This window comes from Idiomarina sp. ST20R2A10 (assembly GCF_051842345.1).
Lineage (GTDB): Bacteria > Pseudomonadota > Gammaproteobacteria > Enterobacterales > Alteromonadaceae > Idiomarina > Idiomarina loihiensis.
In genome coordinates this window covers 21,939-33,614 of sequence record NZ_JBNIEY010000009.1, presented here as the reverse complement: position 1 = coordinate 33,614, position 11,676 = coordinate 21,939, and the positions used below count along the sequence as shown (strand labels likewise).

Genomic DNA, 11,676 nt, shown 5'->3' with positions numbered 1-11,676 from the left:
ACACTTTATTATTATTGCCAAAAAAAGCAGCAATACTAAAAGATACTCCCACGATGGCTATACGCTGTCAACCAAGTAAACTGAGTCAACCGCGCTATAGCTGTCGCTTTGTATCCGGTGCAGAACACGGTTCTGGACTCTCGTAATTTCCAGATATTTTCTCGGACGACATCCTGTCGTCAACTCATTTCATACCCCCAGTTTTGGTACATGTATACCTAACTTGGAATATTACTCCTTCCTGAATAGTATCACTTTTTGATCGACGAACAACACTGACATTTCAATTTCAACGTTTTTTAAACAATTAATTTATTAGCCTATATTCAATGGTAGACCCAATTTCGTGACCTAAGTTTCAAAATCCTTTAATATAGAGGGATGAGAGAGATATTAAATGTAACCTCAATACAACATATTGAACAGCTGCTCAACACTTTACAGGGGCGAGCTGAGCAAATTGATGGGGAAAATAGAAAGAAACATCGCCAGCTTAGCGAAAATTGGTTTAGTTCGTCGCTGTTCAGCCAAAGTTCTAACCTGGCTGTCGATTACGTTGCAGAGACCCAAAACCTTTTTCGGCAGCTTCAGAAAAGCGACAACCATCAGGCTCAACGTTACCTTGCGGAAAAACTCAGTCTGCAGCTAGAAGCATTAAATACAGCTTTCCGGGCTAATAGACCACCTAAACAACAGCAAGATCATCGCATTACAGCGCAAAATCAACTGCAGCAGATGCATCAACAATTAGTGACTTATCGTGATTACGAAAGACGACTGACAGAAAACCTGGATACGGCTGCTGCGGGTAATAACCCAACCATGATTCAAAGCGCGCAGCAACGCCTTAACCGCTGCCAAATGGCTATTGATTCTCTGGAGAAAAAGATTAGCCGTTATGAAGAAGGTTGACGTTCCTTTTATCTACTCACCTTTATACAGTGAATTAGATTTACCGCCCAGACACCGTTACCCAATAGAGAAATACCGTCTACTAAAAGACTGGGCAGTTAAACACGGAGCAACCAATAACCAATGGCATCAACCTGAGCCGCTTAGCTGGGAGCAGGTAGCACTAACACACTGTCCAGGCTATCTGTCTCAGTTACGGCAGAACAGCATGGATAAAAGCAGCTGGCGACGTATAGGCTTTCCCTGGTCAGAACAGCTATTGTACCGCACCCTAACCTCCGCTGGGGGCACACTGCTGACGACCGAACTGGCACTCACGAAGGGAATTGCCATACACTTCTCCGGCGGCTACCACCATGCCCACAAAGACTGGGGCAGTGGTTTTTGCTTACTCAACGATTTAGCAATAGCCTGCAATGAAATACTAGTTCGCCACCCAAAGCTAAAAATAGTGGTACTGGATACCGATGTTCATCAAGGCGACGGAACCGCCACGCTCTTCGAAAGTGATAATAGGGTGTTTACCTGCTCAATACACGGGGAACGCAATTTTCCATTTTCCAAAGCTAGCTCTAATCTGGATATTCCTTTAGCTAAACATACCTCTGACAAAGAATACTTAGCGGCTCTCGAAAATACCCTCGAACGCATCAACCGCGAAATTAAACCCGATCTGATTCTTTACGATGCCGGTGTCGACATTTATCAGCGGGACGAGTTGGGTCATCTGAATATTAGTCTGGCGGGTATTTTTCAAAGAGACCTTGCTGTACTAGGCTTTGCTAAACGACATGAGATTCCTTTGGCTGCTGTCATCGGCGGAGGGTATCAACGTAATTTACCGCGTTTAGTCAGAGCCCATGCTCAACTACTAAGAGCCAGTTATTATGTCTATACTGAGAATGAGCTAACAGAAGGATAAAAGTATGAAGTTTGACGATGACATTCACAATTATTACGAGCGCTTAGTTGCAGACCGGATAGAAGAACTGGAACTGGAAAAGCAACACAGTCAGGAGTTTCTGGCTGATCTCAGTTGCCTGGTACTTAATCAGTTACCGCCGCGTTACATTCGACACGAAGTTGATATGGCTTTCTTTTTACCACCGTCAAAGCGGCTGGACATGGAAATGCAGGTACACAAAGCAATAGCGGAAGCACTGGAATTTTTGAAAGGAAGAAAACGCCCTGACGGCGATTAATAAAGATTGGGTGGCGACTCTACCAGCCACACCTCGGCACACACATCCCTGACTACGGCTGCTCCCTTCCGGGCCTGACCGGGTTCACCAGTTAGCGTTGCGAGGGGACCCGCAGAGTCACCATAAACGCTTTGTTCAAAGCGGGCTGCATTATGAACCAGTTGCCCGGCTGAAACAACCCACAGTTTACCTTTTGCTTACTTTTTCTGCAGCTTTGCAGCAATTGCCTGACGAGCTTCATCTGAGCTTAACGCTTTTGCAAAAAACGTCGCTTCACGACTGATGCGGTCAGCTACTGACTCCGTCGGCTGCTTTAATAAATGCTTGGAAATTCGTAATGACTTGCTGGATTGCTTACGCAGTTTATCCAGAGTTTCTTCAACCACAACAGGCAACCGCTCAAGCGAAACCACATGGTTAACAAACCCGGCTTGCTGAGCCGACTGCGCGTCAAAACTTTCGCCGAGCAACAACAATTCTGCCGCTTTTTGGTAACCACAAATTTGCGGTAACAACAAACTTGAGGCAGCTTCAGGCAATAACCCGAGCTGCACAAATGGCAACGCAAATACTGCGTCGTCACTGCTGTAAACAATATCGCAATGCAGTAAGAGCGTTGTTCCTATGCCTATAGCTAATCCATTTACTGCGGCAACTATAGGTACCTCGGCACGGGCCAGAGTATGCAAAAACTGAAACGCTGGAGCCGATTCATCTAAGTTTTCAGTTGATAAAAAGTCATTTAAATCGTTACCGGCAGAAAAACTGTCACCGCTGGACTCAAAAAGTACTGCATGAACCGAGCTGTCGTTGTCTGCCGCTTTCAACGCTTCATTACATGTTGTGTACATGTCCTGAGTGAAGGCATTCTTCTTTGCTGGTCGGTTCAGACGTATGCGAACAACACCGTTATCTTGCGAAACTTGTACGAGCTCTTCAGTACTCAAAATCTGTCTCCCGTCAATTATTACTGACCGCGATTTTTCCAGGCCTTTTTAGTCGCTTCGTGCATGGGAACAATAAGCTCCAATGCGCTTTTATCTCCAGCCGGTAGCTCCATTTGATTAGGACGTTTGGGCGTGACTCTCTGCCCCCATTTAATCAATCCGGCACCGCAAGTGAGTCCACCACCAAACACGGCTGACATAATGCTGTCGCCAGGCTTGATAATACCGTTGTCAGCAGCTTCAGCAAAGGCAATAGGTAGTGTCGCTGAGGATGTATTCCCGTAATTCTGAATATTAATAACGGTTTTCTCGCTCGGCACTTTGCACATTTTACCTAAGAAATCGATTAACCGTTTATTCGCCTGATGCGGAATAAGGGCGTCGATATCGTCGGTGGTCATGCCGGTTTCCTGAAAAACCTTGTCGACAGCCGCACTCATGCCTTTCACTGCACGTTTAAATATTTCCTGGCCAACAAAATCAAATTGCATAATGCCGTCAAAGTTAAAGCGGTCAAAGCTAGAGCCAAAATCGAGGCTTAACACGTCGCGGGCATCTGCGTCACAACTGATGTGGCTGGCTAGCAAACCAACTTCTTCATCTGAGGCTTCAAGTACCATAGCGCCCGCGCCATCGCCAAATAAAACGGCGCTTTCGCGCTTGGTCCAGTCCAGAATGCGGGTTAAACGTTCAGCACCTATGAGTAAGACCTTTTTATGTGCGCCGGTTTTTATGCCTTGAGTCGCAACATGCATCGCGTATAAAAAGCTGCTGCAAGCTGCATTTAGGTCAAAGGCTGCAGCATGTTTTGAACCGATATTTTGCTGTACTTTAGACGCGACGTTGGGGATAAGTTCATCTGCAGTACAAGTACCGACAATGATGAGGTCCAGTTCATTGGGATCTAAGTCGGCAGCTGCCAGAGCATTACGCGCAGCAACCGTCGCCAACTCAGACGTACCAACATGGCTTACTCGACGTTCGGAAATACCTGTTCGTGAAACAATCCACTCGTCCGAGGTTTCCAGGAAAGTGGCAAGATCATCATTGGTCATTACAGCCGGTGGCAGACATTTTCCCCAACCGGTAATTTCAGCAAATTTAGTCACGGCAAAACCTTTTACTTCTGTCGGCTAGTATCGTCATAATGGTAAGGTATTTTATGACAATACGGTTTCACGGTATGATAGCACGAATCGACGTCAGGTGAATGACCGCCATAAAAAAGGATAACTCCTATGTTCCGAACACTATTTGCCGCCAGTTTTTTGCTTATTATCAGTGCTTGCCAGAGCCAGCCTGATCCATTAATTATTAGCGCTGACACTGTTGTTGATAAACTAAACACCAAGGTAAACCAATTAAAAGTCACGGATAAACGCTCTTATTCTTATTTATATCGTCATAAAAAAGAACAGGACAAAGCAGCATTCGCGCCCACTCTAAGGCCCTTAACCTTAGTTGTTGAAGAGGCTTTACAGCCTGTTACAGGTGCTTATGATGAAAACGGTCTGACATGGTACGTCACCATCGAAAAAGCACTAATTGACGCAACTCTTCATACCGTAAAATACGAACTCGAGCATAGTATTACCATTCGTGTTGAGGCCACCCGGGGAAATCGTCGCTATAGCAATTTTTATTCTGGAACCTATAACTCCACGGGTGGTCTGAAACCAGCCCAGGCAACTTTAGAACGTCAATTCAAACAATTACTGAATTCGGTGCTTATGGAAATCGCTAATGATCCTAAGCTGCGTATGCGTGAACAAGAGGACTTTTAGTCATGACTTTCCTTAAATATTTTATTGGCCTCACCGCAGCTATTTTTATCAGCGTCAGTCATGCTGAAATTCAGCCAGATAACCCCTTTCCGCGGGTAAAAATGATAACTTCTATGGGTAACATCACTGTAGAGCTCAATCGCGATGCAGCTCCGTTAACCGTTAAGAACTTTTTCCGTTATGTGAAAAAAGCACAATACAACGGTACGATATTTCATCGTTTAGTTCCCGGCTTTGTTATCCAGGGCGGCGGCTATGACGAAGATTTTCAGGACAAACCCTCATTTGAAAAAATTGCGAATGAATCCGGTAACGGCTTGAAGAACGAATATGGCACAATTGCTATGGCTCGCGAACGTGAACCTCACTCAGGTACCCGCCAGTTTTTCTTTAACTTAAATGACAATACTTCACTTAATCCAGACAATGGTGACTGGGGCTACGCTGTATTTGGTCGTATCGTTGAAGGCTTAGATGTCCTTGAAGCCATGGCTAAACTTGAATCACAGGCCTATAGCGATGAAATTGGCTGGGCTGATGTACCTGTCGACCCGCCTATTCTGAAACGTATAGAGGTTGTACCGCAAAACTAATGGCTTTAACAAAACCGACTTTCTGGCAAGATTTGAAAGTCTACAAACAGCCTCGCGTATTAGTGATTTTTGTTCTGGGCCTAGCCAGTGGTTTTCCGTGGGTGATGATTGGCTCAGCACTTTCAGCGTGGCTGCAGGAGGTTGGACTAACCCGCTCAGTCATTGGCTATTTCGGTGCGGTTTTTGGCGCCTACTCTATAAATTTTTTATGGGCGCCTATTATCGACAACCTAAAAATCCCGATACTCACTCGCTGGCTAGGGCAAAGAAGGAGCTGGATTTTTTTCTGCCAGATGCTCATTGCCGGAGGTTGTTTCGCATTAGCGAGTCTGGATATTATCGACCACCTTCATCTCGTCGGGCTAATTGCACTTGGCATTGCTGTCAGTTCAGCGACTCAGGATATAGCCATTGACGCCTACCGAATTGAATCTTTTGCGGAAAACGAAGGTCGACTGCAAAGCGCCGGTGCAGCAATGACAACCGCCGGATGGTGGACCGGCTACAGTGGTTTAGGTGCCCTGCCGTTCTTTTTTGTCGATGGTATAACCTGGCAATGGCAACACGCTTATTTCGGACTGGGCTGCATCATGTTAGTCCTTGCAGCTGTCGTACTCTTTGTGCGCCGCACCACTTATCATCAGGAACCAACCATAAAAACAAAATTGACTCACTTCTGGCCGGCAATGAAAGAGAGAGTCAACATTATTGTTATTCAGCCTATTGGTGAGTTCTTTTCCCGTAACGGCGTTAAGCTCGCTTTTTCAATTCTGGCCTTTATCTTTTTGTTTAAAATTGGCGAAGCTTTTCTGGGACGAATGTCGATTGTTTTCTATAAAGAAGTTGGCTTTACTAATGCCGAAATCGGCACCTATTCAAAATTGGTTACCTGGTGGGTAACTATTATTTTTGCGCTACTAGGCAGTGCCGTCAACTTACGGTTGGGTATAATTAAAGGCCTGCTCATAGGCGGCGTAGCCATGGCCTCTTCTAACCTGATGTTCTCTTGGATTGCTCTGGTAGGCCCGGATACAAACCTATTTCTAAGCGCGGTTTTAATTGACGGCTTTACCAGTGCTTGGTCAACTGTCGCCTTCGTTGCCTTCATCAGTTTACTTTGTAACCGAACCTTTACCGCAACCCAGTATGCACTAATGGCATCGTTGGGGTCTTTAGGAAAAACCGTACTGTCGTCCTCCAGCGGACAAATTGTCGATTATATGGATGGCAACTGGGCTTTATTCTTTGTCTTAACTGCTTTAATGGTTATCCCTAGTCTTATCTTCCTCTGGTTTATTCGTAAACCCATAGCCGAGCTGGAGCGAAAACGTGACGAAGGCTAACCTAAATTGGGTCGTGCTTGGCCCCGGAGCCATTGGTGGGCTTATTGCCGGCGCTCTGCTGGAACATGGCCAGTCTGTATCGGTTTTACCGCGTAAGAACCGAACACGAGAAATAAACTGGCAAGTCACTCATAAGCAGTTTAAAGCTGACTACAGTGCTCCTGTTATTACACAACCTCTGGCCGAGAATACGGTGTTCATTATTTCGGTTAAAGCCTTTGATGTGATTCAAGCCTTGCAACGCATAACGACATTGCGCGGATTTAATAAAGCCATACCCATAATAATAAGTCACAACGGCATGGTGGAACTTCCGGAACCGTTAAAAGAGCTTAATTTACACCCATTGGTGACAACTCACGGTGCGGTACGAAGCCGGAATGAAAATGCCGACCTTTGTATTCAACACAGGGGGGCAGGCCGAAGCTGGCTGGAAGTCGACCCTGCAGTCCGGAATCAGCCGACGGACTTTGACCCAGGCCTGGTCCTGCAACAGGCTTTTCCTCCGCTTACTCTGGAACAAGATCTAAGTCAGAGGCGCTGGTTAAAGTTCGTTATTAATTGCGTTATTAATCCGCTGACTGCAGTTCATCAGTGCGCTAATGGCGAATTGCTGAAGGGAAGCTGGCAGGCGCAAGTATACAGCCTCGTAGCAGAAGCCGTAGCTGTAGCGAACAGTCAAAATGTGTCTTTGACAACTGAGGAATGCTATAAAGAGGTGCTTTTAGTAGCAAAGGAGACGGCCTTAAACCACTCTTCCATGCTGCAGGATATTCAACAACAACGGCGTACCGAGATAAACCAACTAACCGGTTATTTAGTTAATACTGGTAAGACGGCGGGTGTTGCCACACCGACTCACCAGCAACTACTCAATGAGTTCCAACAACGTTATAGCGGCTAGTCTTTATCTTCAATAAAGTCGACCACTTCCAGGCCAAAGCCTGACAGTGCAGAGTAACGTTTTGGCGAGCTCATTAAGTGCATTTTATGAATGTTCAGGTCTGCCAGAATCTGTGAGCCTAAACCGACGTTCCGGGACGCATTTGACGCCGATGTTGTTGGTTTTTGCTCTCCTTTATCCTGCGCTTCAAATTCACACACCTGAGCAATGATGCTCTCCGGGGTTTGCTGACGACCAATAATAACCAGCACACCATCGTGTTCAGCAATATAGGACATAGCTTTCTGAATTGGCCAGCTGCGTTTTGCTGCACGCTCGGTTAAAAAGGTATCGTGGAAGGTGTCCTGCAAATGAACACGTACGTTAGTCACTTTATCTTGCGAGAGGTCACCGTGAACAAGAGCATAATGTACCTGTTCATCAATAGTGTCCTGATAAGTGATTAACCGGAACTTGCCAAATGCCGTAGGCAAATTACATTCAGCCACCCGTTCTATGGTTTTTTCCTGTATCGAGCGATATTCGATTAAATCGGCAATGGTGCCGACTTTAATACCATGCTCTTCAGAAAAAGCTTCAAGATCGGCCCGGCGCGCCATGGTGCCATCTTCGTTCAGCACTTCAACGATAACCGCCGCAGGTTCAAACCCGGCTAAACGCGCAAGGTCACAACCCGCTTCGGTGTGTCCCGCACGGTTCAAAACCCCGCCCGACTTAGCTTTTAACGGGAAAATATGTCCCGGCATGACTAAATCTTCGGGCTTGGCGTCTTTTTTCACAGCATCCAGCACCGTTTTCGCTCTGTCCGCCGCGGAAATACCTGTGGTTACACCCTCCGCGGCCTCAATCGAAACAGTAAAGCTTGTTGCGTATGGGGCGTTGTTCTTATCTACCATTAACGGCAAATTAAGTTGCTCGCAGCGTTCTTCAGTCAGAGTTAAGCAAATTAGTCCACGACCGTAACGCGCCATAAAATTGATAGTTTCCGGCGTCACACACTCGGCTGCAATAATGATATCGCCTTCGTTTTCGCGGTCTTCGTCATCCATAAGGATAACCATTTTACCCTGACGAATGTCTTCGATAATCTCTTCTGTGCTATGCAGTGACATAACGCTTTACCCTTTAATCTTGTGTATGAGGTACTGCTACCAAGCGTTGATCAGGGCCTACCTGCCGACGATCAATAATTTTAAACCTTGGTGCTGAAGCTAAATTCAACGGCTCGTTCATGTCGATAACCGAACGTCCATGATGGCCCAATAACTGACCCGAACTGTAAATCATCAATCTGTCGCATAATTGCTGCTGAATAAGAGCGCCCGCCAAATTCGCCCCACACTCAGTCCATAACTGGTTAATTTCGCGGTTAGCCAATTCAACCATAAGCGCCGGCAGACTCACTTTACCGTTAGGGTCTGCGGCAATAATTAATTCATGACAATGTGGATGGCAACTGGGTTTACCAGGAGTTGTTCGCACTAACCACACCGGCGCCGGAGAGTCAAAAACCCTGGCCTCATCATTCACCCTGTGCTGACTGTCAATAATAATACGTACCGGCTGTTTTAAAGGCTCAGGCAGCGGTCTTGATTTTGGCCACTGATCAACACGCACTGTCAATTTAGGATCGTCAGCCAGAATCGTTGCAGCACCACTCAGTATGGCATCGGCCTGTGCCCGAAAAAACTGCACATCACTGCGGGCGGCAGAGGACGTTATCCATTGACTGCGGCCATCTGACAACGCCGTTTTTGCGTCCAGTGAGGTTGCCATTTTTAGGGTTACCCACGGGCGTTGCCGTGTCATTCGGGAAATAAACCCCGGATTCAGACTCTCCGCAGCCGATTGCAGTACACCTACGTCCACAGCAATACCCGCAGCTTTTAGACGCTGAATACCATTACCGCTAACCCGTGGGTTTGGATCCTGCATTGCAACCACAACACGTTTTACTCCGGCCTCAATTAACGCATCGCAACAAGGAGGTGTGCGGCCTATATGACTGCATGGCTCCAACGTGACGTAGGCCGTTGCGCCCCTGGCTTTTTGTCCTGCCGCGCGCAAAGCATGTACTTCAGCGTGAGGCTCGCCAGCCTGATGATGCCAGCCTTCGCCCACAATCTTATTATCAGAAGTAATTACGCAACCCACCGCAGGGTTTGGCCGGGTCGTCATCAGCCCACGCCGTGCCAGCATTAACGCACGGTGCATCATTTGATGGTCAAAGTACTGCGGGTTTAACTCAGTCATTAAGGCGCGCTATTTCTTCACCAAATTCGCGAATGTCCTCAAACGAGCGATAAACAGAAGCAAAACGAACGTAAGCAACCTTGTCTATCTGCTTGAGATTTTCCATTACCAGACTGCCGACGAAGTTACTGCTTATTTCACGCTCACCGGTTGCCCGGATACTGGATTTAATCTTGTTAATAGCCTGCTCCATCAACTCGAGACTCACAGGCCGCTTTTCCAACGCTCTCAGCAATCCATTTCGGAGTTTATCTTCGTTAAATGGTTCGCGGGAACCATCGGTTTTGATAACCCGCGGCATGACCAGCTCAGCGGTCTCAAAGGTTGTAAAGCGCTCCTTGCAATGATTACATTCACGCCGGCGACGAACCGAGGCACCATCCGCAACCAATCGCGAATCGATAACCTTAGTATCCTGTGTGCCGCAAAATGGACAATGCATTGCCTGACTCCTTTATGTGCGCTCTACAACTGATAGCAATTAACCGTAAACCGGAAACTTAGCGCATAACGCTTTTACTTGCTCGCGAACTTCATTAATTTTGCTTTCGTCAGCAATGTCATCCAGCACGTCGCAAATCCAGTTGGCGACCTGCTCAGCCTCAGCTTCTTTAAAGCCGCGGCGAGTAATTGCCGGCGTGCCTAAACGCAGACCTGAAGTGACAAAAGGTGAACGCGGGTCATTAGGAACCGCATTTTTGTTAACGGTAATGAACGCGTTACCTAAAGCCGCATCAGCGTCTTTGCCAGTAATATCTTTGTCGATAAGGTCGACCAGGAATAAATGATTCTGAGTGCCGTTCGACACAATTTTGTAACCGCGCGCCTGCATGGTTTTTACCATGGCATTGGCGTTCACTAACACCTGCTTTTGGTAGTCTTTAAATTCTGGCTGCAACGCCTCCTGAAAAGCCACCGCTTTACCAGCGATAACGTGACACAGCGGCCCACCCTGGTTACCCGGGAATACCGCACTGTTTAATTTCTTGTGTAACTTTTCGTCGTCACTGCCGGAAATAATCAAGCCGCCACGTGGGCCCGCCAGAGTTTTGTGCGTAGTGGTAGTGACAACATGAGCATAAGGTACAGGATTCGGATAAACGCCGGCAGCAACCAGACCCGCTACGTGCGCCATATCAACCATTAAATAAGCATCAACTTTATCGGCAATTTCACGGAATTTTGCCCAGTCAACAATGCCTGAATACGCAGAGAAACCTGCGACGATAACTTTCGGTTTATATTCCAGCGCCAGCTTTTCAACTTCGGCATAGTCAATTTCACCGGTGGATTCATCCAGGCCGTATGAAACCGCATTGTAAAGTTTGCCCGAAAAGTTCACACCAGAGCCGTGTGTTAAGTGACCACCGTGAGCCAGGCTCATACCAAGAAAGGTATCGCCGGCTTCCATCATTGCCATAAAGGCAGCGGTGTTGGCTTGAGAACCGGAATGCGGTTGTACGTTTGCGTACTTGGCACCGAACAATTCTTTTGCCCGCTCAATAGCCAAGTCTTCTACTTTATCAACAAACTCACAGCCGCCGTAGTAACGCTTGTGCGGATAGCCTTCTGCGTATTTGTTGGTCAGTTGTGACCCCTGAGCCTGCATTACCCGCGGACTGGTGTAGTTTTCCGATGCTATCAACTCAATGTGTTGTTCCTGACGTTCAACTTCACCCTGCATCGCCTGCCATAAGTCCGCGTCAAAGTCGGCAATGTTCATCTCAGATTTCAGCAT

Annotated in this window: 13 protein-coding genes and 1 other RNA gene; 7 read left to right on the top strand and 7 right to left on the bottom strand. The window is 47.0% G+C overall.

What is annotated here, in order from left to right; genetic code table 11:
- Positions 1 to 381: 381 nt before the first annotated feature.
- Genes priC through ACP7H9_RS11640 form a run of 3 tightly spaced genes read left to right on the top strand, consistent with a single transcriptional unit; the run spans position 382 to position 2,114 of the window.
- Positions 382 to 912, top strand: a complete 531-nt coding sequence (gene priC / locus ACP7H9_RS11650; RefSeq protein ID WP_439222801.1) for a primosomal replication protein PriC — start codon at positions 382 to 384, stop codon at positions 910 to 912.
- Positions 899 to 1,834: a histone deacetylase family protein gene (locus ACP7H9_RS11645; RefSeq protein WP_439222800.1), complete on the top strand. Its 936-nt coding sequence runs from the start codon at positions 899 to 901 to the stop codon at positions 1,832 to 1,834. The genes priC and ACP7H9_RS11645 overlap by 14 nt, the downstream gene beginning before the upstream one ends.
- Positions 1,835 to 1,838: 4 nt before the next feature.
- Positions 1,839 to 2,114, top strand: a complete 276-nt coding sequence (locus tag ACP7H9_RS11640) for a late competence development ComFB family protein (protein ID WP_011235094.1) — start codon at positions 1,839 to 1,841, stop codon at positions 2,112 to 2,114.
- Between the two features lie 17 nt (positions 2,115 to 2,131).
- Here the strand turns inward: ACP7H9_RS11640 and ffs are convergent.
- The 3 genes from ffs to ACP7H9_RS11625 all read right to left on the bottom strand — a co-directional run bounded on the left by ffs (position 2,132) and on the right by ACP7H9_RS11625 (position 4,170).
- An RNA gene (ffs, locus tag ACP7H9_RS11635) (signal recognition particle sRNA small type) lies at positions 2,132 to 2,228 on the bottom strand.
- Positions 2,229 to 2,311: 83 nt separating this feature from the next.
- On the bottom strand, positions 2,312 to 3,061 hold the full coding sequence (locus tag ACP7H9_RS11630) for an enoyl-CoA hydratase (protein WP_011235095.1): 750 nt from the start codon (positions 3,059 to 3,061) through the stop codon (positions 2,312 to 2,314).
- Between the two features lie 20 nt (positions 3,062 to 3,081).
- Positions 3,082 to 4,170 (bottom strand): ketoacyl-ACP synthase III, encoded by a 1,089-nt coding sequence (locus ACP7H9_RS11625; protein ID WP_011235096.1) that lies wholly within the window; start codon positions 4,168 to 4,170, stop codon positions 3,082 to 3,084.
- Positions 4,171 to 4,299: 129 nt separating this feature from the next.
- Between ACP7H9_RS11625 and ACP7H9_RS11620 the strand changes: the two genes are divergently transcribed.
- The 4 genes from ACP7H9_RS11620 to ACP7H9_RS11605 are packed head-to-tail and all read left to right on the top strand — an operon-like array spanning position 4,300 to position 7,685.
- The gene (locus ACP7H9_RS11620) at positions 4,300 to 4,845 is read left to right on the top strand and encodes a YajG family lipoprotein (RefSeq protein WP_439222799.1); all 546 of its coding nucleotides are present in this window, start codon (positions 4,300 to 4,302) and stop codon (positions 4,843 to 4,845) included.
- A 2-nt stretch (positions 4,846 to 4,847) separates the two neighbouring features.
- On the top strand, positions 4,848 to 5,438 hold the full coding sequence (locus ACP7H9_RS11615) for a peptidylprolyl isomerase (RefSeq protein WP_439222798.1): 591 nt from the start codon (positions 4,848 to 4,850) through the stop codon (positions 5,436 to 5,438).
- Positions 5,438 to 6,781: an AmpG family muropeptide MFS transporter gene (locus ACP7H9_RS11610; protein WP_011235099.1), complete on the top strand. Its 1,344-nt coding sequence runs from the start codon at positions 5,438 to 5,440 to the stop codon at positions 6,779 to 6,781. Before ACP7H9_RS11615 ends, ACP7H9_RS11610 begins: the two co-directional genes overlap by 1 nt.
- Positions 6,768 to 7,685 (top strand): ketopantoate reductase family protein, encoded by a 918-nt coding sequence (locus ACP7H9_RS11605; protein WP_439222797.1) that lies wholly within the window; start codon positions 6,768 to 6,770, stop codon positions 7,683 to 7,685. Before ACP7H9_RS11610 ends, ACP7H9_RS11605 begins: the two co-directional genes overlap by 14 nt.
- Here the strand turns inward: ACP7H9_RS11605 and ribBA are convergent.
- From ribBA to glyA, 4 genes are read right to left on the bottom strand one after another with little or no spacing between them, the layout of a single operon-like run.
- The gene (ribBA, locus tag ACP7H9_RS11600) at positions 7,682 to 8,797 is read right to left on the bottom strand and encodes a bifunctional 3,4-dihydroxy-2-butanone-4-phosphate synthase/GTP cyclohydrolase II (RefSeq protein ID WP_011235101.1); all 1,116 of its coding nucleotides are present in this window, start codon (positions 8,795 to 8,797) and stop codon (positions 7,682 to 7,684) included. The two genes, ACP7H9_RS11605 and ribBA, sit on opposite strands and share 4 nt — an antisense overlap.
- A 13-nt stretch (positions 8,798 to 8,810) precedes the next feature.
- On the bottom strand, positions 8,811 to 9,938 hold the full coding sequence (gene ribD / locus ACP7H9_RS11595; protein WP_439222796.1) for a bifunctional diaminohydroxyphosphoribosylaminopyrimidine deaminase/5-amino-6-(5-phosphoribosylamino)uracil reductase RibD: 1,128 nt from the start codon (positions 9,936 to 9,938) through the stop codon (positions 8,811 to 8,813).
- The gene (gene nrdR, locus ACP7H9_RS11590) at positions 9,931 to 10,380 is read right to left on the bottom strand and encodes a transcriptional regulator NrdR (RefSeq protein ID WP_011235103.1); all 450 of its coding nucleotides are present in this window, start codon (positions 10,378 to 10,380) and stop codon (positions 9,931 to 9,933) included. The genes ribD and nrdR overlap by 8 nt, the downstream gene beginning before the upstream one ends.
- Positions 10,381 to 10,419: 39 nt before the next feature.
- Complete coding sequence (gene glyA, locus ACP7H9_RS11585; RefSeq protein ID WP_273024582.1) at positions 10,420 to 11,676, bottom strand: serine hydroxymethyltransferase; 1,257 nt, start codon at positions 11,674 to 11,676, stop codon at positions 10,420 to 10,422.